26 protein-coding genes are annotated in these 22,659 nt (G+C 53.2%); 23 read left to right on the forward strand and 3 right to left on the reverse strand.

Annotated elements, in window-relative coordinates:
* The first annotated feature begins 32 nt into the window (after positions 1-32).
* Positions 33-1,709, forward strand: coding sequence for a family 10 glycosylhydrolase (locus NSQ73_RS09285; protein ID WP_340986232.1), 1,677 nt, complete (start codon positions 33-35; stop codon positions 1,707-1,709).
* A 68-nt stretch (positions 1,710-1,777) separates the two neighbouring features.
* Positions 1,778-2,737, forward strand: coding sequence for a patatin-like phospholipase family protein (locus NSQ73_RS09290; RefSeq protein ID WP_340986233.1), 960 nt, complete (start codon positions 1,778-1,780; stop codon positions 2,735-2,737).
* Between the two features lie 100 nt (positions 2,738-2,837).
* Here NSQ73_RS09290 and NSQ73_RS09295 read toward each other — a convergent pair whose 3' ends face one another.
* Both NSQ73_RS09295 and NSQ73_RS09300 read right to left on the reverse strand, forming a co-directional pair.
* Complete coding sequence (locus tag NSQ73_RS09295) at positions 2,838-3,179, reverse strand: hypothetical protein (protein ID WP_039295475.1); 342 nt, start codon at positions 3,177-3,179, stop codon at positions 2,838-2,840.
* A gap of 7 nt (positions 3,180-3,186) precedes the next feature.
* Positions 3,187-4,140, reverse strand: coding sequence for a DUF1385 domain-containing protein (locus NSQ73_RS09300; protein WP_445669663.1), 954 nt, complete (start codon positions 4,138-4,140; stop codon positions 3,187-3,189).
* A gap of 207 nt (positions 4,141-4,347) precedes the next feature.
* On the opposite strand from NSQ73_RS09300, the gene NSQ73_RS09305 reads away from it, so the two are divergent.
* The 4 genes from NSQ73_RS09305 (at position 4,348) to NSQ73_RS09320 (ending at position 8,091) form a co-directional block, all read left to right on the forward strand.
* Positions 4,348-4,839, forward strand: coding sequence for a YqhR family membrane protein (locus tag NSQ73_RS09305; RefSeq protein ID WP_340986235.1), 492 nt, complete (start codon positions 4,348-4,350; stop codon positions 4,837-4,839).
* Between the two features lie 75 nt (positions 4,840-4,914).
* Entirely contained in the window at positions 4,915-5,985 is a 1,071-nt protein-coding gene (locus NSQ73_RS09310; RefSeq protein ID WP_042138741.1) for a M24 family metallopeptidase, read from the forward strand.
* Positions 5,986-6,030: 45 nt separating this feature from the next.
* Positions 6,031-6,588, forward strand: coding sequence for an elongation factor P (gene efp / locus NSQ73_RS09315; protein ID WP_039295482.1), 558 nt, complete (start codon positions 6,031-6,033; stop codon positions 6,586-6,588).
* Positions 6,589-6,837: 249 nt separating this feature from the next.
* On the forward strand, positions 6,838-8,091 hold the full coding sequence (locus NSQ73_RS09320) for an aspartate kinase (protein WP_340986236.1): 1,254 nt from the start codon (positions 6,838-6,840) through the stop codon (positions 8,089-8,091).
* A 609-nt stretch (positions 8,092-8,700) separates the two neighbouring features.
* Here NSQ73_RS09320 and NSQ73_RS09325 read toward each other — a convergent pair.
* The gene (locus NSQ73_RS09325) at positions 8,701-9,567 is read right to left on the reverse strand and encodes a YitT family protein (protein ID WP_076245612.1); all 867 of its coding nucleotides are present in this window, start codon (positions 9,565-9,567) and stop codon (positions 8,701-8,703) included.
* Positions 9,568-9,908: 341 nt separating this feature from the next.
* On the opposite strand from NSQ73_RS09325, the gene NSQ73_RS09330 reads away from it, so the two are divergent.
* The 17 genes from NSQ73_RS09330 to xseA all read left to right on the forward strand — a co-directional run bounded on the left by NSQ73_RS09330 (position 9,909) and on the right by xseA (position 22,656).
* On the forward strand, positions 9,909-10,172 hold the full coding sequence (locus tag NSQ73_RS09330; RefSeq protein WP_042138738.1) for a YqhV family protein: 264 nt from the start codon (positions 9,909-9,911) through the stop codon (positions 10,170-10,172).
* 82 nt (positions 10,173-10,254) lie between these two features.
* Positions 10,255-11,256: a stage III sporulation protein AA gene (gene spoIIIAA, locus NSQ73_RS09335; protein WP_042138737.1), complete on the forward strand. Its 1,002-nt coding sequence runs from the start codon at positions 10,255-10,257 to the stop codon at positions 11,254-11,256.
* On the forward strand, positions 11,249-11,767 hold the full coding sequence (spoIIIAB, locus tag NSQ73_RS09340) for a stage III sporulation protein SpoIIIAB (protein ID WP_340986237.1): 519 nt from the start codon (positions 11,249-11,251) through the stop codon (positions 11,765-11,767). The genes spoIIIAA and spoIIIAB overlap by 8 nt, the downstream gene beginning before the upstream one ends.
* A 13-nt stretch (positions 11,768-11,780) precedes the next feature.
* The gene (gene spoIIIAC / locus NSQ73_RS09345; protein ID WP_020426549.1) at positions 11,781-11,984 is read left to right on the forward strand and encodes a stage III sporulation protein AC; all 204 of its coding nucleotides are present in this window, start codon (positions 11,781-11,783) and stop codon (positions 11,982-11,984) included.
* Positions 11,985-11,993: 9 nt separating this feature from the next.
* Complete coding sequence (gene spoIIIAD / locus NSQ73_RS09350; protein WP_039295491.1) at positions 11,994-12,383, forward strand: stage III sporulation protein AD; 390 nt, start codon at positions 11,994-11,996, stop codon at positions 12,381-12,383.
* A gap of 46 nt (positions 12,384-12,429) precedes the next feature.
* Positions 12,430-13,695, forward strand: a complete 1,266-nt coding sequence (gene spoIIIAE / locus NSQ73_RS09355; RefSeq protein WP_340986238.1) for a stage III sporulation protein AE — start codon at positions 12,430-12,432, stop codon at positions 13,693-13,695.
* Between the two features lie 73 nt (positions 13,696-13,768).
* Complete coding sequence (locus tag NSQ73_RS09360; protein ID WP_340986240.1) at positions 13,769-14,572, forward strand: stage III sporulation protein AF; 804 nt, start codon at positions 13,769-13,771, stop codon at positions 14,570-14,572.
* A gap of 54 nt (positions 14,573-14,626) precedes the next feature.
* Complete coding sequence (spoIIIAG, locus tag NSQ73_RS09365; protein ID WP_039295496.1) at positions 14,627-15,265, forward strand: stage III sporulation protein AG; 639 nt, start codon at positions 14,627-14,629, stop codon at positions 15,263-15,265.
* Positions 15,266-15,343: 78 nt separating this feature from the next.
* Positions 15,344-16,234, forward strand: a complete 891-nt coding sequence (locus NSQ73_RS09370; RefSeq protein ID WP_340986241.1) for a SpoIIIAH-like family protein — start codon at positions 15,344-15,346, stop codon at positions 16,232-16,234.
* Between the two features lie 271 nt (positions 16,235-16,505).
* Positions 16,506-17,015 (forward strand): acetyl-CoA carboxylase biotin carboxyl carrier protein, encoded by a 510-nt coding sequence (gene accB, locus NSQ73_RS09375; RefSeq protein WP_340986243.1) that lies wholly within the window; start codon positions 16,506-16,508, stop codon positions 17,013-17,015.
* Between the two features lie 56 nt (positions 17,016-17,071).
* Positions 17,072-18,415 (forward strand): acetyl-CoA carboxylase biotin carboxylase subunit, encoded by a 1,344-nt coding sequence (gene accC, locus NSQ73_RS09380; protein ID WP_039295502.1) that lies wholly within the window; start codon positions 17,072-17,074, stop codon positions 18,413-18,415.
* Positions 18,416-18,534: 119 nt separating this feature from the next.
* Positions 18,535-18,951 (forward strand): Asp23/Gls24 family envelope stress response protein, encoded by a 417-nt coding sequence (locus tag NSQ73_RS09385; RefSeq protein WP_039295505.1) that lies wholly within the window; start codon positions 18,535-18,537, stop codon positions 18,949-18,951.
* 72 nt (positions 18,952-19,023) lie between these two features.
* The gene (gene amaP / locus NSQ73_RS09390; RefSeq protein ID WP_039295507.1) at positions 19,024-19,563 is read left to right on the forward strand and encodes an alkaline shock response membrane anchor protein AmaP; all 540 of its coding nucleotides are present in this window, start codon (positions 19,024-19,026) and stop codon (positions 19,561-19,563) included.
* Between the two features lie 15 nt (positions 19,564-19,578).
* Positions 19,579-19,812 (forward strand): DUF2273 domain-containing protein, encoded by a 234-nt coding sequence (locus tag NSQ73_RS09395; protein WP_042138734.1) that lies wholly within the window; start codon positions 19,579-19,581, stop codon positions 19,810-19,812.
* A 143-nt stretch (positions 19,813-19,955) separates the two neighbouring features.
* A complete protein-coding gene (gene nusB / locus NSQ73_RS09400) occupies positions 19,956-20,405 on the forward strand; it encodes a transcription antitermination factor NusB (RefSeq protein ID WP_042138733.1) in 450 nt (149 codons plus the stop codon).
* 31 nt (positions 20,406-20,436) lie between these two features.
* Positions 20,437-21,294, forward strand: coding sequence for a bifunctional methylenetetrahydrofolate dehydrogenase/methenyltetrahydrofolate cyclohydrolase FolD (gene folD / locus NSQ73_RS09405; protein ID WP_076245597.1), 858 nt, complete (start codon positions 20,437-20,439; stop codon positions 21,292-21,294).
* 9 nt (positions 21,295-21,303) lie between these two features.
* On the forward strand, positions 21,304-22,656 hold the full coding sequence (gene xseA / locus NSQ73_RS09410; protein WP_340986244.1) for an exodeoxyribonuclease VII large subunit: 1,353 nt from the start codon (positions 21,304-21,306) through the stop codon (positions 22,654-22,656).
* The last annotated feature ends 3 nt before the right edge of the window (positions 22,657-22,659 follow it).

The raw sequence follows: 22,659 nt of genomic DNA on the forward strand, positions 1-22,659 counted from the left end.
TTGTTATATCACTACAACATTTGGGAGGAATTATGAATTACCGTAAATGGATATTAGGGTTGCTGGTGGTTATGCTATGTCTGCCTGTGTGGACAACAGGTGTACGCGCTGCTTCGGTGCAGATTACCATTGAACTGGATGGAGAGAGCTTAAGCACGGATGTTCCGCCTTATATTACGCGGACCAATGTTACTATGGTCCCTGTCGGGGTAGTCAGTAAAGGACTAGGTGCCGGTGTGGTCTGGGATCAGGCCAGTAAGACGGCTACAATCAGCAAGGGGAATAATGTGCTGAAGCTGACTAGCGGAAGCAAAAGTGCTATCGTTAACGGTGCTTCAGTCCCTCTGGATACCTCTGTGCAGATTACACAGGGCAGAGTAATGGTGCCGCTGCGTTTTGTCAGCGAGCAGCTCGGGCTGCAGGTAGTCTGGAATCAGGCTGCTAAGCATATTGCTTTATACTCAAATGTAGAGATTGGCGGGCCGTCTACACCTTCGACACCGTCTGTTCCGACCGTGCCTACACCAACCGTACCCACGCCTGTAGTGCCGGCACCGACCGTGCCAACGCCAACCGTACCCTCCATTCCCGGGGCTAAGACCGGAAAGGCGATGAAGGGCGCGTGGGTGTCCACCGTATTTAATCTGGACTGGCCGTCAACGGCTTCGGCCGGTAATGCGGACAAGCAGAAGAAAGAGTTCGACAGCATGCTGGACAAGCTGCAGGCTGCCGGTTTCAATAGTGTATTCGTGCAGGTCAGACCCGCCGCAGATGCCCTGTATTCCTCACAGCTGGTCCCCTGGTCCAAGGTGCTTAGCGGTACCCAAGGGAAGGAGCCCGGCTATGATCCGCTCCAGTATATGGTCAGCAGCGCCCATTCACGCGGCATGCAGCTGCATGCCTGGTTCAATCCGTTCCGGGCAACTACCGATGCCTCCACTACAGGACTTGCCGCCAATCATGTTGCCAAGCTGCATCCAGAGTGGATCGTCAAAGCTGACAGTAAGCTGTACATAAATCCGGGTATTCCGGAAGCGCGGCAGCATATCATTGACACCGTAATGGAAGTGGTCAGAGGGTATGACATTGACGGTGTGCATCTGGATGATTATTTCTATCCTTCCAACGTAACCTTTACCGATGATACGGCATTCAAGACCTACAACTCTCAGGCAATTGCCACTAAGGGAGACTGGCGCCGGGATAATATCAATCAGTTCATCCGGCAGCTGGGGGCAGAGATTCATGCGGTGAAGCCGGCAGTTTCGTTTGGCGTCAGCCCCTTTGGGGTATGGCGCAATAAAAAGGCGGACAGCACCGGCTCAGATACAACGGCAGGCGTGTCTGCGTATGATGACATGTATGCGGATGTACGCACATGGATTAAGAGCGGCTGGGTCGACTATGTGGCTCCGCAGATATACTGGAGTCTCTCTTTCAGCGCCGCCCGTTATGACAAACTGGTCGACTGGTGGGTGAACGAGGTCACAGGCACGGGCGTCAAGCTGTATATCGGCCTGGCCTCCTACAAAGTAGGGGATACCAAACAAACCGCGGAATGGCAGAGCGGCGATCAGATTATCAACCAGCTGAAATATAACGAGAAATACGATGAGGTTTCCGGTAGTATCCTGTTCCGGGCCAATGATATTGTGGTCCGTGATCCATTTGGCCTGGCCAGCCTGCTCAGCTTTTATTTCAAGTCATAGTCAGTCATGAATAGTCCCCCGTGCTCATAGATAAGCAATAAGATCTATGGAACGGGGGATTCTTATGTATGGAGATTAACGCAGTTTTTGAAGGCGGAGGCGTGAAGGGGATTGCGCTCGCAGGTGCGGTGGAGGCAACGGAGCGGGCGGGCCGGACCTTCAGGAGAGTAGCCGGAACCTCTTCAGGCTCCATTATTGCTTCGCTGCTGGCCGCCGGTTATAACGGGGAGGCGTTGAGCCGGATCATCAGGGAGACGCCCTTCACATCCTTTCTCAAGCGCGGAGCACTATATAACACCGCTGTAATAGGACCGGCAATCCGTGTGCTGATCAAAAAAGGCCTGTACTCGGGCCAGGCTCTGGAATCCTGGATCCGCGGCATTCTGCTGGAGAAGGGTGTGGTTACGTTCAGCGATCTGCCGCGCGGCAGGCTGACAGTTATCGCTTCAGATATTACTAACGGGAGGATTGTCGTCTTGCCGGATGATCTGGAGCTCTATGGGATTTCACCAGACTCCTTTGAAGTCGCCAAGGCAGTGCGGATGAGCTGCAGCATTCCCTACTTCTTCGATCCGGTGATGCTGCGGCTGAACGGAGAGGCAGCCCGGAGAAAGTCTTTTGCCGAGCAGTTTGTGTATATGGTGGACGGGGGGATGCTGAGCAATTTTCCGCTGTGGCTGTTTGATGAGAAGAAGGATGGCTTCCAGTCCCCAGAGCGCCGTACGCCCACGGTAGGCTACCAGTTGATCGGTAAGACACAGCCGCAGCCTCACCGCATTACCGGGCCGTTCAGCATGCTTCAGGCTATGGTAGGAACGATGCTCTCTGCCCATGATGAACGTTATATCGAGACGGATAAATTCGTACGCACTGTCAAAATTCCCACGCTGGGCATTTCCACCACCCAGTTTCATATCTCACCGGAACAGAGTGAGGCGATCTATACTGCGGGGCTGACGGCAGGAGAGGATTTTTTCAAAAATTGGCGGCCGCCGCTTAGTACCCGTCCTTATATTCACCCGGCATAAGCGCCGGATCTGAATTATAACCAAAAAAGGCATCCCGCATGTCGTAACGACAATGCGGAGATGCCTTTTGTTGCTTGAATCTTAGCGGATAGCCGGGAGTTCAATGATATTTGGGAAGCTGGTCGTCGTTCTTACCTTTGCTGCCTTCAATCACCTGGAATGGATAGGTTTTACGCTTGCCGGGTGAGGCGGCCTGGGTTTTGCGGATACCCGCAACCTTGGACATCGTCTTGGCCGAAGGCTTGACTTTGGTGCGCGGCCGGCCGGGACCGCCGTTTGTTCTGCCGGGAACGATCTTGTACGCATAATACAGCAGCGCCAGCAGGACTAGCGGAAGAATAAAGATAGATAGGGCAGCAAGGCCGCGTATCATAAATTCCGTTACCAGCCCCCATGCTGCGAGAGCTATTGAAATCCAAAAAATCAAAGCATGTCTGATCATGGGCTAATCATCCTTTCGCAGGATCCAAAATGCCGCCTGACACACTTGCCTCCGAATATCCTCTTGCTTCAATTGCGGCATCCAGCTCCCGCATCCGGTTGAACGAGGCGATGGACACCTCAACCATATCGTCTTTAGGTTCTTTGGTCGTTAGCAGCTGCAGCCACAGACCCGGATACCCCAGATACTTCAGCCCGGGTATATCTCTCACGGCATTGGTGCCCTTCAGCACCTCAAAGGAAATCCCGATGACTACCGGCAGGAGAATAATCCGCTGCAGTACCCGTTCCATAAGATTATCCCATGGGACAACAGAGTAGATAATCACACCGAGGATAATGGTCAGCATCATGAAGCTGCTTCCGCAGCGGTAATGCAGACGGCTGTATTTCTGTACATTCTTAACAGTCAGTTCTTCGCCGGCTTCAAAAGCACTGATTACCTTATGCTCGGCACCGTGATACTGGAACAGCCGTTTGATCACCGGAGTCTGTGAAATCGCAAACAGATAAACGAGCAGGAGAATCAGCTTAATGCCGCCTTCAACAAGGTTGTGCAGAATATAGTTATCAAATGCATTCTTGAATAAAAAATCTTCTACGAATACCGGCACCAGTGTAAAAATAACCTTGCCGAAAAGGAAAGAAAGAATACCCATGACAGCTACGCCGAAAATCATACCGAGGCTCCAGCCTTCATCTGTCTTCTTGTCTTTATCTTTCTCTTTCTGCTTGGCAAGCTCTTCAGGCTCTGTCTCATCCTCGGCATAGGATTCCGCTGAATAGTTCAGGTGCTTCGAGCCTTTGGCGCTGGAATCTATAATACTGACAATGCCGCGAAGCAGCGGAATCTTGCGCAGTTTAAGAACCCAGCTCTTATCGCTCTTCGGCACCTCCAAAAATGTGATTTCCTGATTCTTCCTTCTTACGGCTGTTACGTTGATATGCTTGCCGCCGAACATGACGCCTTCAATGACGGCTTGGCCGCCGTAACTGGGAGTTTCCTGGGACAACCAATTCACCTTCCCGTATTTTAATGTGATTTATATAATACATTGTAACTAATTTTTAAGCACATTACTAGTTGGATTGCCGTTTGCTGTACATACTAGTCTATAGAGAGCGGAGTGGAAACCGGATTAACCCTATATTGAAAGTGAGGCTGCTCTATGAGTTCTTCTAACAAGCAAAAGTCAGTCCATACGAATCCGTTTTATTTTGCCATTGAACTGGGCTTTTTCGCCGGCATTATCTGGGGAGGAGCCCGCTGGCTGATGTATGTCCTGCATTTCACCAAGGTGATTCCGGGATTTTTGGCGGAGCCCTTCTTTAAACATGAATTTTTGGTGTCGCCAGCCGGGCATCTGCTCGGATATTTATCCTTTATCTTCTTCTCGGTGATCGTTTCCCTGATCTATGTGCTTATCTTCCGCAAGCTGAAGGGGCCGTGGCCGGGTATGATTTACGGTGTGCTCTGGTGGTCGGCCCTGTTCCTTGCCGGCTCCTGGCAGTTCCTGATGCAGCCGCCCTTCAGACTGCCCTGGAACTCTGTAATCAGTGAATTTTGCCTCTTTTTACTCTGGGGATTATTCATCGGGTATACGGCGGCGATTGAGTACACCGATGAGCGGAAACGGGAGCAGCAGACAAAGCTGGCCTAAGCGTCCGAAAAAACTTCTCAGGTGGCATGCCACTATGTTAAAATACAATGTGGCTATTTCGAGAGGAGAATGAAAATGAGCAACAAGCGCGTCTCCAAGCTGCGTAAGGTTTTGCAGGAACAGGGACTGGATGCGATGTTAATTACCAGCGGATATAACCGCCGCTATTTGAGCGGATTCACCGGCTCCTCCGGTTATGTGCTGGTTACCGGTGATGACAGTTATCTGCTGACTGACTTCAGGTATATGACACAGGCCTCGGAACAGGTAAACGGCCTGAAGGTTGTTCAGCATGCTTCGAAATTCATTGACACCGTACGCGAGCTGCTGCCGCAGGGCGGACAAGTCCGGGTTGGATTCGAGCAGGATGATGTAAGCTTCAGCGCGTACACTGCCTATGCGGCGGCTCTGCAGCCGGCTGTTATGGTGCCGGTATCCAAAGCCGTGGAGAATCTGCGCATGTTCAAGGACGAAGAAGAGCTGGCTGTCATGCAGCGGGCGGCCGATCTGGCCGACGCCACGTTCAGTCATATCCTGAATGTGATCAAACCAGGCATGACTGAACGTGATGTCGATCTGGAAATGGAATTCTACATGCGTACCCATGGTGCAACCTCGTCTTCATTCGATACGATCGTTGCTTCCGGCGAACGCTCGGCCATGCCGCATGGCGTAGCCAGCAGCAAGATCATCCAGAACAATGAATTCGTAACCTTCGATTTCGGCGCTCTGCTGGACGGATACTGCTCCGATGTAACACGTACGATTGCTCTGGGATCGCCAGATCCCAAGCTGAAGGAAATCTATGATATTGTGCTTGAAGCGCAGCTGCATACGCTGGCACATATCAAGCCGGGCATGACCGGCCGCGAATGCGATGCCCTGGCCCGTGATATTATCACCCGTTACGGATACGGGGAGTATTTCGGCCACAGCACAGGCCATGGCCTGGGCATGGAGGTTCATGAATCTCCGCGTCTGTCCAAGCTTGCCGATGAAATTATGGAGCCGGGCATGGTTGTTACCGTTGAACCGGGAATTTATCTCTCCGGCCTCGGCGGCGTGCGGATTGAAGATGATATTGTCATTACCGAAAGCGGCATCGCGCTGCTGACACATTCGTCTAAGGAATACACGGTACTGTAAGACAAACTTATTCAGTTAATTCATCGATTCCAGGAGGGATTTTTAGTGATTTCAGTTAATGATTTCAAGACAGGCTTGACCGTAGAAGTAGAAGGGGATATCTTCACCGTCATTGATTTCCAGCACGTGAAGCCGGGTAAAGGCGCGGCATTCGTCCGCTCCAAGCTGAAGAACCTGCGTAACGGCAATACCGTTGAGCGCACATTCCGTGCAGGCGAAACAATCGGCCGCGCGATCATCGAGAATCGTGGTGTACAGTACCTGTATGCCAGCGGTTCTGAGCATGTATTCATGGACAACGAAACATATGACCAGTTCGAGTTGACTGAGAAGCAGCTGGAGTGGGAGCTTAACTTCCTGAGAGAGAATATGACGGTAAATATCGTCAGCTACCAGGGTGAAATCCTCGGGATCAACCTGCCTACAAGTGTTGAACTGAAGGTTACTGAAACAGAACCGGGCGTTAAAGGCAACACGGCTCAAGGTGCAACTAAAGCGGCTGTTCTGGAAACCGGACATACTGTACAGGTTCCATTGTTCATTAATGAAGGCGATGTTCTCCTGATCGATACCCGTGAAGGTAAATACATCTCCCGCGCGTAGGAGCTGGCTTAGCTCCGGGTTCAACGTTATTCAAGACGGCCTCCCCGCAGTATGCGGCGGAGGTTTTTTGTACAGCTTCAGCTGAATATAATTTGCCGTGCCAGGCATAGAGGAATGGCTATGTTCGGAAATTTGGGCGCTTTTTTTGTGAAACCATTAACGCATGTTATGATTTTCGTATTATACTGTGTTAAAGCGAAAACCAAATAAAAGCTACTACTTACAGCGAAATAGGGAGTGAATGGGACTTTGTCACTTTATGTCATGAAATTCGGAGGCAGCTCCGTCGGCGATATTGAACGTATGAAGCGTGTCGCCAAGCGCATCGCAGATAAGCAGGATGAGGGACATCGCTGCGTTGTGGTTGTGTCCGCTATGGGGGATACAACAGATGAACTGATCGATCAGGCAAAACAGCTGAACGGGCAGCCTCCCGCACGGGAAATGGATATGCTGATGACTACGGGGGAACAGATCTCTGTAGCGCTTCTGTCCATCGCTCTTCATGGAATCGGGCGGAATGCTGTATCCTATACAGGCTGGCAGGCCGGGTTCCGAACCGATGAGACCCATGGCCGTGCGCGGATTAGTGAAATCGTTCCACGCCGTGTTCTGGAGTCGCTGGAGCGTGAGCAGATTGTTATCGTTGCCGGGTTCCAGGGGATGACACTGGACGGTGAGATTACCACGCTGGGCCGCGGAGGTTCGGATACAACGGCGGTTGCGCTGGCTGCTGCGATCAAAGCGGATGTCTGCGAAATCTATACCGATGTAGACGGCATCTATTCCACAGACCCGCGTATTGTGAAGACAGCGCGGAAGCTGAAGGAAATCTCGTATGACGAGATGCTGGAGCTGGCTAATCTCGGTGCAGCCGTGCTGCATCCGCGTGCAGTGGAATATGCCAAACGATATCAAGTGAAGCTGGTCGTCAGATCGAGCTTTAACCATAATGAAGGAACTGTTGTGAAGGAGGAAGCAAGTATGGAGCAGGGTGTAGTAGTTAGCGGCATCGCGTATGACAAGAATGTGGCCCGGATTAGTATTCTGGGAGTTCCGGATGTTCCGGGTGTACTCGCCCAGGTCTTCGGCAAGCTGGCCGAAGAGGGTGTGGACGTCGATATCATCGTACAGAGCGGCGTGCAGAACCAGACTGCAGACTTCTCCTTTACCGTAGCCCTTAGCGATCTGGAGAAGGCCAAACAGGTCATTGAAGGACTGCACAGTGTGCTGCCATACCGTGAAGTGACTTCCGAGGATAATCTGGTCAAGGTGTCCATTGTCGGCGCCGGCATGGTCAGCCATCCGGGGGTTGCGGCCCAAATGTTCGAGGTGATCTCGAACGAAGGTGTGAGCATCAAGATGGTCAGCACCTCTGAGATTAAGGTTTCCTGCGTCATTGAATCCGGCAATCTGCAGCAGATTATTCAGGCGCTGCATACCGCTTATAATCTCGACACCGCGGAGCAGGCCTTCGTCGGAGGCCCGCAGGACCGCCGGTAAGCTTCTGAATTGTAATTCTACAGCATGACAACATCAGGGATTTTTCTTTGGCTGGAAGGCTGGAGAGCATCCCTGTTTGGCGTCTGGTGGCAGGTGAGCCCTAAACTGATTTGGGGCTTGAGCGAAAAACCGAATACATTGTGCCATCGATAGGGTAGATGAGCCGAATGTATGCGAAAAACCGAATACATTGTGCCAACGATAGGGTAGATGGGCTAAATGTATGCGAAAAACCGAATACAATGCGCCATCGTCAATGTAAAGCGAATAATGTATAACACAAAGACACAAAGACACAAAGACACATCTTAGTAACTAACCATCATTAGTCAAAAAGAGTGCTGTTCCCCGCGCGAGCGGAGAGCAGCACTCTTTTTGCATAGTAAATGTGGCTAGCAACGGTATAGGCGATATGCTTAATTGTACTTTGTACAACTAAATCGTCTGATTTACTAGCGATTATCCATATAGTTGTATTTCATACAATTAAACTGACTTTGTACCTTGATTCCCGCCCATTTGGGCAAATTTAGTTGTACGGAATACAGTTATAAGATGTTCGCATCCCTTTTCGCTGGTTTTAATTGCACATTATACAACTATCCTCGTTTAACTCAACCGTCTGAACCGGCCCATAATCTCCACAGTCTCCAGCACGTTGACGAAGGATTTCGGATCTGTCTCAAGAATGGTCTTGCGCAGGTCAGCCAGCTCGTAGCGGGTAGTTACCGTCATCAGCATCGTATTGCCTTCATGACTGTACCCGCCCTCCGCATTCACGACGGTGACGCCGTGCGGCAGACAGGTCAGGCGGTTCAGCATTTTCTCGCGCTCCTTCGTGACAATGAAGCAGGTCAGCTTGACGTGGCGGATGTGGATCATGTCAACTACACGGCTTTTGACGAAAATACAGAGCATCGCGTACAGCGCCGAATCCCAGCTTTTGAAGAAGCCCAGGCTTAGGATGACCAGACCGTCCATCACGAACAGCACGGTTCCCATGGGAATGTCCCGCTTGCGGGTAATAATGGAGCCCAGAATATCGAATCCGCCGGAAGATCCCCCCGCACGCAGCGAGAAGCCGACACCGCCGGCAATGATCACACCGCCGAAGATACTGGCCAGAATCGGGTCCTTGGTAAGCTTCACCACAGGGATGATATTCAGGAACCAGGTCGTGGAGATAACCGACAGCATGCTATAGCAGATGTATTTCTTCCCCACGGCTACGAAACCCCAGATCAGGATTGGCAGGTTGATGGCGAAATAATACAGCGAGATATACTTCGGATTCGTTAAGTAGCCAATAATGGATGCCGTCCCGGCCACGCCGCCGCTGAGCAGCTGATGCGGAATCAGGAACAGCCGGAGCCCGCCCGCTACCAGAAAGGCTGAAAAAATGATAACGGCTACTTCTTTTACCTGTCTGGCTACTGTTCCCGATACGAGCGGTACTACGAAATTACGAACTTGCATGACTGTGATCCCCTCTTTTTCCGATGTCTTTATCTACATTTCTGCGGCGCTCGGACCCATTCCAGAAGCAGTTAGGAAGGCTTAGTTTCTCCAGCAGCCTGCCCTTCTATTTTCCATAGCTCCATTTTTTTGCACGCGCAAAATTAATTTTATCATACCGATGATATTTTTTTATAGAGGAGAGCACTATGATTTCTTTCACACCTGCTTAAATCTCTGCTAGCTTCCTGCATTTCTTCTTGTCTAAAGTGGACAGCTTCTGCATATCCATGGATAACAGCTTGTTTATTGCGCAGCGGATTCTTTGGTATCCATAGATTTGTACAAGGGAGTTGAACAGTTTGGACAAGTATGTGAGCTGGATGGCGGGACTTCGGCTGCTGTCAGGCAGTGTGGAGATTGCTGCTGCACTGATTATGCTGAGGCTGAACCAGGTGGATAAGGCGCTTGCAGTTAATTCCGGGCTGGCGCTGGTCGGGCCGACAATCCTGATTCTGACCACAGCGGTCGGCCTGACGGGGATGGCCCAGCAGCTGTCCTGGGGCAAGCTCGGCTGGATCGGCTGCGGCGTGGCCTTTCTCTTAATCGGCATTCTGAAGAAATGATAGATGATAGTCATAAAGTACAAGTACAAGCATAAATATGGAATAAAGCTATTAAGTAGAGGACAACTTGGGGGTACTTTGTATGGCTAATGATTGGCTTCTATTGTTTCCCGAAAAAGTAAGAGCGCTGCTCGGCGGCCTCCCCGCTGCGCTCCTGGACAAGGTGGAGGAAGTGCGCGTCCGTGAAGGACGGCCGCTAGAGATTAATTACTCCGGCAAATATCATTTTGTCGGCGTGGACGGCAGTCTGACACAGCTTCCCGTTGAAGCCTACAAGCCGGACCGGGAGGATACGCACCGGCTGCTGGACCTGATCAGCAATCATTCGCTGTATACGATGGAAGAGGAGCTGCGCAAGGGCTTCATCACGATTCCCGGCGGGCACCGTATCGGCTTATCCGGCCGGACGGTCTTAAGCGGCGGGGGGGTTGAGCATCTCCGCGATATTACTGGCTTCAATGTGCGGATTGCCCGCGAAGTGCACGGGCTGGCAGACGGCGTGCTGCCTTATCTGCTGGACCGGGGACGGCAGCGGATTATGCATACGCTGATCCTCTCGCCGCCGCAGCATGGCAAGACCACGCTGCTGCGCGACCTCGCCAGGCAGATCTCGGCCGGAGGGCAGGGCGGACGCGAGGGCAGCCGCCCTGGTCTCAAGGTCGGCATCGTCGATGAACGCTCGGAGATTGCCGGCAGCCGCCGCGGGATCCCCGCCTTCGATGTCGGCCCGCGCACGGACATCCTGGACGGCTGTCCCAAAGCGGAAGGCATGATGATGATGATCCGCTCGCTGTCGCCCGACGTGCTGATCGCCGATGAGATCGGCCGCCTGGAGGATGCGGATGCAGTAACCGAGGCGCTGCACGCCGGCATCTCGGTAGTCGCTTCCGCACATGGCAAGGAAGTGTCCGAGCTGGCCCGCCGGCCCGGCCTTGGCGGTCTGCTGGAGCACCGGATGTTCGAGCGGTATGTAATCCTGCACCGTTCGGAGTCAGGTCTGTCCTTCCGCATCCTGGACGCCCAGAAGCGCGGGCTGCTGCTGATCTCTCCGGAAGAGCGGATAGGCGGTGACCGGCATGCTTAAGCTGCTCGGGGCAGTGCTCATCGTGCTTGCGGGCACGCTGGCCGGCTTCAAGCGGGCTGCCCAGTATGCTGACAGGCCCCGGCATATCAGAGGCCTGATCGCAGCGCTGCAGCGGCTGGAGACGGAGATCCAGTACGGCTATACCCCGCTGCCGGAGGCGCTGCGCCGGATCGGGATTCAGAGCAAGGAGCCGCTGAGAGCATTCTTCCTCACCGCAGCGGAAGAGATGAGCCCGCCGCATAACTGCAGCGCCGAGGAAGCCGTGCAGCGGTCCATGGAGATTCACTGGAGCAGCGCTTCCCTTAAAGGAACAGAGAAGGAAATTTTCCGGCAGCTCAGCTGCACACTCGGAACCAGTGACAGATCGAATCAGAGCACGCATATTGCACTGGCTTTACAGCAATTGAAGCAGGAAGAGACAGCGGCCAGAGAAGATCAGGGCAAATATGAAAAAGTGAGCAAAAGCCTGGGTCTGCTGCTTGGAGCATTGATCGTCATTTTGATCTTTTAGCGAGGTGCCAGGAATGAATATTGAAGTCAACGCGATCTTTCAGATTGCCGGCATCGGCATCATTATCGCCATGATCCACACGGTGCTTAAGCAGATGGGCAAAGAGGACATAGCCCACTGGGTAACAATTGTTGGTTTTATCATCGTGTTGTTCATGGTCATCCGCATGCTGGACGGACTGCTTCAGGAAATCAAAACGATCTTTCTTTTTCAATAGGCTGGGGTTATGGAAATCATTCAAGTAGTGGGAATAGGAATTCTGTCGACCGTCCTCATCCTTGTCCTGAAGGAACAAAAGCCGATGTTCGCTTTTCTGCTGACTACTGCGGCAGGCATACTGATTTTTCTGTTCCTGATCGGCAAGATCGGAACGATTCTCGGCACGCTGGAGCGGGTGGCAGAATCCTCCGGGATGGAAATGATCTACATCAAAACCGTGTTTAAAATCATCGGCATTTCGTATATCGCGGAGTTCGGGGCACAGATCGTGCGGGATGCCGGACAGGAATCGATCGCTTCCAAAATCGAGCTGGCCGGCAAGGTGCTGATCATGGTGCTGGCCGTACCGATTATAAGCATCATTATAGAAACGGTGATGAAGCTGCTGCCTGCCTGAGATTCAGACGGAGTAGCGGAAGGCCACAGGAAAGCGGGGTGAGGGTGTGCAGGAGCGCAGTATTTTTCGTCCGCCAAAAGGGTGCAGGCTGCTCGTTCTGCTCCCCTGTCTGCTGCTTCTGCTGTGTGCAGGAACCGCTTATGCAGCTCCGGCTTCTCAAGCGCAGACACAGACACAGACGCAAGCGCAAACGGGAGGCAGCGGAGGGTCCTCATCCCCTGTAGACCAGTGGGTGAAGGGGCAGGTCGAGAGCCTTCCGACAGACGGGGTGGAGACGTACTGGGATCAGCTGATGAAGGATTACGGGGGCTTCTTCCCGGAAGGCAAAACACCCTCGCTGATGGATATGCTGCTGCCCGGAGAAGACGGATTAAGCTTCAAAAGCGTATTGTCCGGCCTGACCCGCTTCATGTGGCATGAGGTGCTCTACAACGGCAAGCTGCTGGTTACGATTGTGATGATCAGTGTGCTGAGTATGATTCTGGAGACGCTGCAGACCGCTTTTGAACGGAAATCCGTCAGTAAAATCGCTTATATGCTCTGTTACATGGTGGTACTGGTCATTGCCGTGAACAGCTTCAACATCTCCATCGGCTACGCCAAGGATGCCATTGACCGGATGATCGACTTCATGATGGCGATGATTCCGCTGCTGTTCGCACTGCTGGCTTCGATGGGCAATATCGTAACGGTGTCGGTGACCCATCCGCTGATCGTGTTCATGATCCATACGGTGGGCACGATGATTCACACCATAGTGTTCCCGCTGCTGTTCTTCTCGGCGGTGCTGCATCTGGTGAGTGCGATGTCGGAGAAATATAAGCTGACCCAGCTGGCCAACCTGCTGCGCAATATCGGGGCCGGATTGCTCGGAGTACTGCTTACCGTCTTTCTCGGGGTAATCTCGGTCAGAGGAATCACCAGCTCGGTCACTGATGGTGTAACCATCCGCGCCGCCAAATATATCACAGGCAATTTCGTGCCGGTTATCGGCAAAATGTTCGCAGATGCCACGGATACCGTAATTTCGGCATCACTGCTGGTGAAGAACGCCATCGGGCTCTCGGGGGTCATTATCATCCTCTTCCTCTGTGCCTTCCCGGCGATCAAAATCCTGGTGCTGGCCCTGATCTACAACGTAGCCGCGGCTGTTATGCAGCCGCTGGGTGAAACGCCGATTGTGACCTGCCTGCAGACGATCGGCAAAAGCATGATCTACGTGTTCGCCGCGCTGGCTGCCGTATCGCTGATGTTCTTCCTGGCCGTCACCATCATGCTGACTGCCGGCAATGTCACCGTAATGATGCGGTGAGGCGGATATCATCCGGGTCCGTTTGTATGAGATATGAGGCAGGTTGTGTAAACAAACTTTCAGGAGGTGCGCCATGAGCTGGCTCAGCGGATGGCTCCATGAACTGATTCTGGTGGTGCTGATGGCCGCGTTTGTCGAGATGCTGCTGCCCAGCAAATCCATGGAACGCTATGCCAGGCTGGTGCTCAGTCTGCTGGTTCTGCTGACGATGCTTAGTCCGATCGTCTCCATGCTTAAGGGGGACGCCAGCAAGGAGCTTAGTCTGGCCATGGAGCAGCAGGAGCGGAGCGGCGGGCTGCTCTCTGGTACAGGAGACGGCGCGGACTCGCTGGAGAAGATTCTGGCGGACGGGCGGATGCTGGCAGAGGGGGCGCGTGATCAGAGCCTGAAGCTTGCCGCCGAAGAAATAGCAGGGCAGATGCGCGATCAGATTGCCGGCAGCACCGGCATCCGCGGGGTGAATGTTACGGTAACGCTGGGCATGGGGCCGAATCCGAGTGCGCCTCTGGGCGAAGAAGTGCCGGTGATCTCTTCGGTCACAGTAGATATGCCAGTGGCGGGAGCGGTTGCTGCAAGCGGCATACCGGGTTCAGCAGAGGGCTCACAGCCTGCAGCAGGCCCGGCACCCGAACCGATACGGATTACCCCTATAGAACCGGTCCAGGTCAGCCTGAACAAGGACGGGGCGGCAAGTGAAGGTTCTGGAGCCGCAACGGGTGTTTCGCAGCCTTCAGCCGCAGGAAACGGGACGCAGGAGGAACAGGCGGCAGCGGTTATAGAGGCCGAATCGGTCAAAAGGCTGCTCGAGCAGAACTGGAACCTGGACCCGGATTCGATACATGTGCTGAGCGGCGGCACCAGCGCCGTGAAATCATAAGACAGAGACCAGGGAACACAAGGCAGAATGCCATATACAGAAGGAGGGAAATCAATGGCCAATTGGCTGAAAAAGCTGGAGCAGTGGGCCGGCGGCGGAAGCGGCAATCCGAAGAGGAGTCATACTTTCCGCTGGCTGATCATTATTGGCTTGCTGGGCGTTGCTATCATGCTGTTCAACTCCTTCGTGAATGTGAAGAAGCTGGACAGCGAGAATACGGGACGTGAACCGCCCGTAAGCGAGACCTCTCAGGCGGTCCTGCAGCAGGAGGCGGTGCAACCCAATTCTTTTGACAGCATTGAGCTGGCGATGGAGAACCGGACGAAGGAGATTCTGGAGAAAATCGTCGGGGTCGGCACAGTTGACATTATGGTCACCGTGGATTCCACAGAGGAAATAGTCGTGCAGCGCAATATGAATGATTCGCAGGCGCAGAGTGAGGAAACCGATGCCAGCGGCGGTAAACGCCATACTACACAATACACCAGGGACGGCGAAATCGTAACCTACAGCCAGTCCGGCGACGAAACCCCGATTATCACCAAACGGATCAAACCCCAGGTGCGCGGTGTGCTGGTTGTCGCCAAAGGGGCAGAGAATAAAGTGGTGCGTAACCTGATCGAGCAGGCTGTCGAGAAAGGGCTGAACGTGCCGAGCTACCGGATCTCCGTCGTTCCGCGCAAGCAGGAATAGGCGTTCAGCTTACAAGCCAGACATACGCAAGCGAATTCGTAAAGGCATATTCAATAAAACTTTTAGGAGGAATCACAAATGAAGGGCAAAAGACAAACGATTTGGCTGGTTTCGATGCTCAGTTTAATGGTGGTGCTCTCGGCTTATTACCTGTTCACGGAAGACACAGGAGCCTCCATTCCCAAAGAAACCGCGGGCAGCATTCAGGTGGACACCGTGAAGGACGGGACGGGTGGCGGGACCGCTACTACGCTTGACAGCGGGCTCGTGATCAACGAAGTAACAACTGATGATTCCGTTACTGCCGATGCGGGAGCCCAGACAGAAGACAGCAAAACTGCTGCTGTAACTGAGGATGCCGGCAAAGATGCTGCAGACAAGACCGCAGCCGCTGCCGTGACGGATGACAGCACATCCGCAGCAGTAACAGATGACAGCAGCGCAGCAGCTAACAGCTCCAGCGCTGACAAGGATACGGCCGCAGCAAATACAGCGGACAAGACAGACAAACCGGCTGCAAGTGCCGACAAATCAGCAGCAGCTTCCACAGAGAAGACTCCGGCCAAGGATGATGCGGCTATTCTGGATGAAGTAGCTTCCCAGAGCGTATCGGCTAGCAGCATGTTCACGAATTACCTGTATGAACGCGAGCAGCAGAATCTTAAGGACCACAATGATCTGCTGGCCCTGATTAATGACATGGATAAGACACCTGCGGAGAACGCGGTTGCCCAGGAACAACTCAGCAAGCTGGAGGAAAAAGAATCCAAAATCACCGGAATTGAAGAGCAGCTTCAGCAGAAATACGGTGAAGCTATTGTGAAAGAGGAAGCCGGAGATGCGTACACAATCGTAGTGCTCAGCGATAAGCTGGATGTGAAGCAGGCCGTGGGCATCGTTGACCTTGTAATGAAAGAACTGAGTGTGTCCCAGGACAAGATTAAAGTCCAATACGTATCGGAACAGTAAGGCCTCCTGAATTAAATGAAAGAAAATAGAATAAAATGCCGAAAGAGCCCGGGCACGTCCCGGGCTCTTTCCATTTCTAGCGTTTGTGATATAATACATAAAGTTATCTTGAAATATAAGAAGAATACGCAGGCAGCGGTTATCCTGAAAGCGATTCTAAAGAACCGCAAGCAGACCGAATCACAGGTTACCCGGGAAGAACGGAATATCGTACCCTGCTTATCTGCGTCCAAAATGGCTTCGAGAGAAAGCTGAAGGAGTGAACTACCCAATGTTCAAGTTAAGCGAGATTAAGGAATTAATTAAATTGCTGGACCAGACCTCTTCCGTACATGAGCTGGAGATTGAAAGCGAAGGTATGAAGCTGGCTATCCGCAAACCGGATCGCCCTGAAGCTGATGGAACAGCAATCCAGGCGACTCCTTATGCCTACCCCTTTACGCCAGCACCGCAGCCGCAAAGTCCGCAGCATGCTGCTCCTCCGGTTGTCAGTGAAGTTCCTGCTGTAACGCAGCAGCAAGCATCCTCCGCTGAAGGCGCATTACATAAAATCGTCTCTCCGATGGTAGGGACCTTCTATAGTGCTGCTTCTCCGGAAACACCGTCCTTTGTAAGTGTGGGAGACCGGGTTCATGAGAAATCAACGGTCTGCATCATTGAAGCCATGAAGCTGATGAATGAGCTGGAAGCGGAAGTGAAAGGCGAAATCGTCTCCGTCCTGGCCGAGAACGGCCAGTTAGTGGAATACGGCCAGCCGCTGTTTCTGGTGAGAGCGGAATAATTGCCGCGAGAATCATGAGGAGCCTGCAAGCTTCGCTAAACTTTGGGAGGAAAAGCATGAACATTCAAAAAGTGTTGATTGCCAACCGCGGCGAAATCGCGGTCCGCATTATCAGGGCCTGCCGTGAACTGGGCATTTCCACCGTAGCAGTCTATTCGGAGCCGGACCGGGATTCACTGCATGTCCGTCTGGCCGATGAAGCGTACTGTATTGGTCCGATGCCCGCCAAGGACAGCTATCTGAATTTTACAAATATTATGAGCGTAGCCACGCTCACCGACTGTGATGCCATACATCCCGGCTATGGCTTCCTGGCCGAGAATGCGGATTTCGCGGAGATTTGTGAATCCTGCAATATTACATTTATAGGCCCTTCTCCGGATGCGATCACACGGATGGGTGACAAGGCTGTAGCCAAAGAAACCATGAAGCTGGCCGGAGTTCCGATTATTCCGGGCTCTGACGGGCTTGTCGGCGACATAGAGGAAGCGGTTATGCTGGGCCGTGATATTGGTTATCCGATCATCGTCAAGGCTACAGCAGGCGGCGGAGGCAAAGGCATCCGCATTGCCGAGGACGAAGCATCACTGGTGAAGCAGATTACAGCTGCCCAGCAGGAAGCGCAGAAGGCTTTTGGCAACGCTGGTGTGTATCTTGAGAAATTCCTGACCGGCATGAAGCATGTGGAGATTCAGATTATCGCCGATAATCATGGCAATGTAGTCCATCTGGGTGAACGGGACTGCTCCGTGCAGCGCCGCCGCCAGAAGCTGATTGAAGAAGCGCCTTGCTCCGTGCTTACCCCGGAGGTCCGTGATGCAATGGGTCAAGCGGCTGTACGGGCTGCGCAGGCGGTAAATTACTCGGGAGCGGGTACCCTGGAATTCCTGCTGGGGCCGGACGGACAGTTCTACTTCATGGAGATGAACACGCGTATCCAGGTAGAGCATCCGGTAACGGAGATGGTCACCGGCGTGGATCTGATCAAGGAAATGATCTCTGTGGCGGAAGGCAACCCCTTGTCCTTCACCCAGGAGGATATTGTAATCAACGGCTGGTCAATCGAATGCCGCATTAACGCCGAGGACCCTGAACGTAATTTCATGCCGTCTCCGGGTAAAATCGGCTTCTATCTGCCGCCGGGCGGACTTGGAGTGCGGGTGGACAGCGCGGCTTATCCGGGCTACACCATTTCACCTTTTTATGACTCGATGATCGCCAAGCTGATCGTCTGGGCGCCGACGCGCTATGAAGCCATTGCCAAGATGAAACGGGCTTTATCCGAATTCGCTGTGGAAGGCATACATACAACCATACCTTTCCATCAGAGATTGCTGGAGCATCCGGTATTTTTGGACGGGAATTTCGATATCAAATTCCTGGAAGAGTATGAAATTTAGGACGACTTCTCATTGTTTGTCATAAAGTTCGTCAAATGATATAGTATGTTTAATAAGAGACGTGCTGCCTGCTTGAAATGCCCGAATAACTTTTTTACCGGAAAGGTGTGAAGTCCAAAATGAGTACATTGCCGACAGAATACGAACGTACGGAAATTGGTGAGATCCAGATTGCTCCTGAAGTGATCGAGGTTATCGCAGGTTTGGCAACCGTAGAGGTTAAAGGCGTGGCCGGAATGAGCGGCGGTTTCGCCGGAGGAATCGTGGAGCTTCTCGGACGCAAGAACTTGTCTAAGGGCGTTAAGGTTGAAGTTGGACAACGCGAAGCTGCAGTGGATGTATCCGTAATCATTGAATACGGCAACCGTCTTCCTGAAGTGGCTGCTGAAATTCAGCGCAACGTTAAGCGTTCCATCGAAACCATGACCGGCCTGACGGTTGTAGAAGTGAATGTGCATATCCATGATGTGCAGTTCAGAAACGCCACAAGTGTTGACAAAAGCGAAGATACAGACGCGGTTATCCGCGTGAAGTAAGGGCCTTGTGTTTTCCATAAACCCCCGACGTAGGTCGAGGGTTTACCTTAATTTAAGGAGGTTATGTGACTCGTGGCCAAAATTCTGGACAGGCTTCTGCTGTTCCTTTACAGCTTAAGTATCGGAATACTATCTGTAATTGCCATCCTCCTCTTGAGCGGCGCCATTCCGGACACGTTTGAGATTCCTGACGGGCCGGGGGCCTATATCGCTGCGATTACAGCTGCGGTTATTCTTTTCCTGCTGAGCATCCGTTTCTTCTACATCTCCCTGCGCCGCGACCGTGCTTCCCTGCCGTCCGTGGATCAGCGTACAGAGTATGGGGACATTCAGATCTCCATGGAAACCATCGAGAACCTCAGCCTCAAGGCTGCAGGCAAAGTGAAGGGCATCCGTGATCTGAAGTCGCGCATCCGCGTCTCGCAGGCCGGACTTGAAATTATGATCCGGGCAGTTGTGGACGGCGAGCATTCCCTGCCTCTGCTTACTACGGAGGTGCAGCGCCAGGTGCATGATTTCGTGCAGGAAACAACCGGAATTCCGGTAGCGGATGTATCTGTATATATTGCTAACCTCACACAGTCACCAAGCTTCAAAAGTCGAGTGGAATAGAGGTGAGTTTCCCTTATGTCTTGGAGAGAAGTATGGGAAAGTCACGGGGGTAGAATTGCCGGAGTTACCTTCGGGGTCGTTCTCGGTCTGATTTATCTGATTAGCGGTTTTTGGGATATGCTGTTCTTTGCACTGGTAGTGTTCATCGGATATACGCTTGGCAAAAGAAAGGATACCGCACAGGCTCCCCTGTTTCAGTGGCAGGAGCTCGTGAGCCGGCTGTCCGGACGCTGGCGTCCCTTCAAATGAACCGCGATAGTCTTTCTCCCGGAAGCCTGGAACCCGTTACTTTGAGTTGCTGACCTGCGGAAGAACGGCTGCGCGGTTTTTTGGTAAGAAGATTTAAGAAATTCAAATACAAAGTATGCTAGTTAAGACTGTAGGAGGAACAAATGAAAAGACGTTTAGCGAGAGAAATTATTGTCCAGAGCCTGTATCAGATGGAAATGAATGATGTGGAAGTTACTGAGGCTGTAGAAATGCTGATTGAGGAAGCTGCCGATGAGAACGAAACCGAACGCGTCATCACTGACGAGACCGAGCTGAAGGCTTATGTGATCGCCCATGTAAATGGCGTCTGGGAGCACAAAATGGCCATCGACGAAATGCTGGAGCATTACCTCAAAGGCTGGCAGATGAGCCGCCTGTCCCGTGTTGACCGTCAGATTCTGCGTCTGGCCACGTTCGAGATGATCTTTGCCAGTGATGTACCGGCTAAGGTAGCTGTCAATGAGGCAATTGATCTGGCCAAGCATTTCGGCACCGATGATTCCGGTAAATTCGTAAACGGCGTACTTGGCAAGATGATTCAGGATGTAGATACGCTTAGAGCGGATCTGTAATCGTTAAATAGACAAAAGGGGAGAGACTTACATGACAGCAGCGATTATCAGCGGTAAACAGGTATCGGACGAAATTCGGATCAGCATTGCCCGGGAGGTTGCAGAGCTTACGGAACGTGGCGTTAAGCCCGGTCTTGCTGTCGTTCTAGTCGGTGAAGATCCGGCTTCTCAGGTCTATGTGCGTAACAAGGAAAAATCATGTATTGAGCTGGGCTTCCATTCCGAGGTTCACCGGCTGGATGCGGCAACGAGCCAGGAGGATCTGCTCGCTCTGGTGGCTGATCTGAACGGCCGTGATGATATTGACGGCATTCTCGTGCAATTGCCGCTTCCGAAGCATATTGAAGAGAAGGCAGTCATTAATGCCATTTCCGTGGAGAAGGATGTTGACGGGTTCCATCCGGTCAATGTAGGGAACCTGGTCATCGGTGATGACAGTCTGCTCCCTTGTACTCCTGCGGGAGTCATCGAATTGATCAAACGGACAGGCACTGATATTTCCGGCAAGCATGCTGTGGTTATCGGCCGCAGCAATATTGTCGGCAAGCCGGTGTCCCTGCTGCTGCAGCGTGAGAATGCCACGGTTACCATGTGTCATTCACGCACCGCGAATATGGCTGAACTCAGCCGCCAGGCGGATATTCTGGTAGTTGCCATCGGCCGGGCTAACTTCATCGATGCTTCCTTCGTGAAGCCGGGTGCAGTTGTCATCGATGTCGGAATGAACCGCCTGGATACCGGCAAGCTTGCCGGTGATGTCGATTACGAGAGTGCCCGTGAAGTCGCCGGGTTTATTACGCCTGTGCCGGGCGGAGTAGGGCCGATGACGATCACGATGCTGATGAGCAACACGCTGATCGCGGCCAAACGCCGCCACGGCCTGAAGTAGGCTAAGCTTATGGCGGCAGAGCGGCAGGTCTACTCCATTAAGGAACTTAACAAGTATATCCGCATGAAGCTGGATTCGGATGCGGTGCTCTCCGATGTATGGATCCGCGGTGAAATATCGAATTTCACCCACCACGGAAGCGGGCATATGTATTTCACGCTGAAGGATGAGAGCAGCCGGATCAAGGCGATCATGTTTGCTTCACATAACTCGCGGCTGCCTTTTGTACCGAAGGAAGGGACCAAGGTCATTGCCAGAGGCAACGTGACGGTCTATGAACGGGACGGGCAGTATCAATTCTACGCCACCCACATGCAGCCGGACGGAATCGGCAGCCTGTATCTGGCTTACGAACAGCTGAAGAGCAAGCTGGAGCAGGAGGGGCTGTTCGCAGCGGCGCGCAAGCGTCCGCTGCCGCGGTTCCCACGCGTGATCGGTGTAGTTACCTCGCCGACAGGAGCGGCAGTGCGGGATATTATCATCACCCTGCAGCGCCGTTATCCGCAGGTGGCGGTGGTGCTCTATCCTGTGCTTGTACAGGGTAAAGGCGCCGGCCCTTCCATTGTGAAGGCCATCGAGAACCTGAACGCCATGGGCGAGGCTGATGTGCTGATTGTAGGGCGCGGCGGCGGCTCCCTGGAGGAGCTCTGGGCCTTCAATGAAGAGGCCGTCGCCCGCGCGATTGCGGCCTCCAGAATTCCGGTCATCTCGGCCGTCGGCCACGAGACCGACTTCACGATCGCCGACTTCGCCGCCGATCTCCGTGCGGCAACCCCTACGGCGGCAGCGGAGCTTGCCGTGCCGAGCGCAGCCGAGCTCGCCGGGCAGCTGCGCACCGCCCAGCAGCGGCTGCGCCAAGGGCTGCTGCGCCGCTCACAGCGCAGCGGCGAGCGCCTCGCGGCGCTGCAGCGCTCGCTGGCGCTGGCCGGCCCGCGCCGGCAGCTGGCCCAGCACGCGCAGCGGCTGGACATGCTGCGCGCGGCCCTGGTCCGCGCAGCCGAGGCAAGGCACAGCCGCGCGCAGGGGCGCAGCGCGCTGCTGCATCAGAGCCTGCAGCGTTTCCATCCGCGGGACAGCATCAGCGCTGCCCGCCGGCGCACGGATAGCCTTACCCGTGAGCTGACGGGGGCCATGCAGGCACGCTTCCAGGATAAGCGCGCGCGCTATGTGGCTGAGCTGCGCCATCTGGATGCGCTCAGCCCGCTCAAGGTGATGTCACGGGGCTACAGCCTCGTGTACGACGAGAACGAAGAGCATTTAATCAAATCGCTGAAGGAAGTTGAAGTAGGCGATAAGGTGAACATAAAGCTTAATGACGGACAGCTAAACTGCCAGGTATGGGGAATGAAGGAGGATGTTTAAGAC

The sequence above is a fragment of the Paenibacillus sp. FSL R10-2736 genome (genome assembly GCF_038000245.1).
Taxonomy (GTDB): Bacteria; Bacillota; Bacilli; order Paenibacillales; family Paenibacillaceae; genus Paenibacillus_AQ; species Paenibacillus_AQ phytohabitans.

Coding starts and splice junctions, on each gene's coding strand:
- NSQ73_RS09295 (WP_039295475.1), bottom strand. CDS start 3,179: ATGATCAGACATGCTTTGATTTTTTGGATTTCAATAGCTCTCGCAGCA.
- NSQ73_RS09325 (WP_076245612.1), bottom strand. CDS start 9,567: ATGCAAGTTCGTAATTTCGTAGTACCGCTCGTATCGGGAACAGTAGCC.
- spoIIIAB (WP_340986237.1), top strand. CDS start 11,249: ATGCTTAAGCTGCTCGGGGCAGTGCTCATCGTGCTTGCGGGCACGCTG.
- NSQ73_RS09305 (WP_340986235.1), top strand. CDS start 4,348: ATGAGTTCTTCTAACAAGCAAAAGTCAGTCCATACGAATCCGTTTTAT.
- accC (WP_039295502.1), top strand. CDS start 17,072: ATGAACATTCAAAAAGTGTTGATTGCCAACCGCGGCGAAATCGCGGTC.
- folD (WP_076245597.1), top strand. CDS start 20,437: ATGACAGCAGCGATTATCAGCGGTAAACAGGTATCGGACGAAATTCGG.
- NSQ73_RS09310 (WP_042138741.1), top strand. CDS start 4,915: ATGAGCAACAAGCGCGTCTCCAAGCTGCGTAAGGTTTTGCAGGAACAG.
- NSQ73_RS09300 (WP_445669663.1), bottom strand. CDS start 4,140: ATGTTCGGCGGCAAGCATATCAACGTAACAGCCGTAAGAAGGAAGAAT.
- spoIIIAG (WP_039295496.1), top strand. CDS start 14,627: ATGGCCAATTGGCTGAAAAAGCTGGAGCAGTGGGCCGGCGGCGGAAGC.
- NSQ73_RS09360 (WP_340986240.1), top strand. CDS start 13,769: ATGAGCTGGCTCAGCGGATGGCTCCATGAACTGATTCTGGTGGTGCTG.
- xseA (WP_340986244.1), top strand. CDS start 21,304: ATGGCGGCAGAGCGGCAGGTCTACTCCATTAAGGAACTTAACAAGTAT.
- NSQ73_RS09385 (WP_039295505.1), top strand. CDS start 18,535: ATGAGTACATTGCCGACAGAATACGAACGTACGGAAATTGGTGAGATC.
- spoIIIAA (WP_042138737.1), top strand. CDS start 10,255: ATGGCTAATGATTGGCTTCTATTGTTTCCCGAAAAAGTAAGAGCGCTG.
- nusB (WP_042138733.1), top strand. CDS start 19,956: ATGAAAAGACGTTTAGCGAGAGAAATTATTGTCCAGAGCCTGTATCAG.
- NSQ73_RS09395 (WP_042138734.1), top strand. CDS start 19,579: ATGTCTTGGAGAGAAGTATGGGAAAGTCACGGGGGTAGAATTGCCGGA.
- NSQ73_RS09370 (WP_340986241.1), top strand. CDS start 15,344: ATGAAGGGCAAAAGACAAACGATTTGGCTGGTTTCGATGCTCAGTTTA.
- accB (WP_340986243.1), top strand. CDS start 16,506: ATGTTCAAGTTAAGCGAGATTAAGGAATTAATTAAATTGCTGGACCAG.
- NSQ73_RS09290 (WP_340986233.1), top strand. CDS start 1,778: ATGGAGATTAACGCAGTTTTTGAAGGCGGAGGCGTGAAGGGGATTGCG.
- spoIIIAD (WP_039295491.1), top strand. CDS start 11,994: ATGGAAATCATTCAAGTAGTGGGAATAGGAATTCTGTCGACCGTCCTC.
- spoIIIAC (WP_020426549.1), top strand. CDS start 11,781: ATGAATATTGAAGTCAACGCGATCTTTCAGATTGCCGGCATCGGCATC.
- NSQ73_RS09285 (WP_340986232.1), top strand. CDS start 33: ATGAATTACCGTAAATGGATATTAGGGTTGCTGGTGGTTATGCTATGT.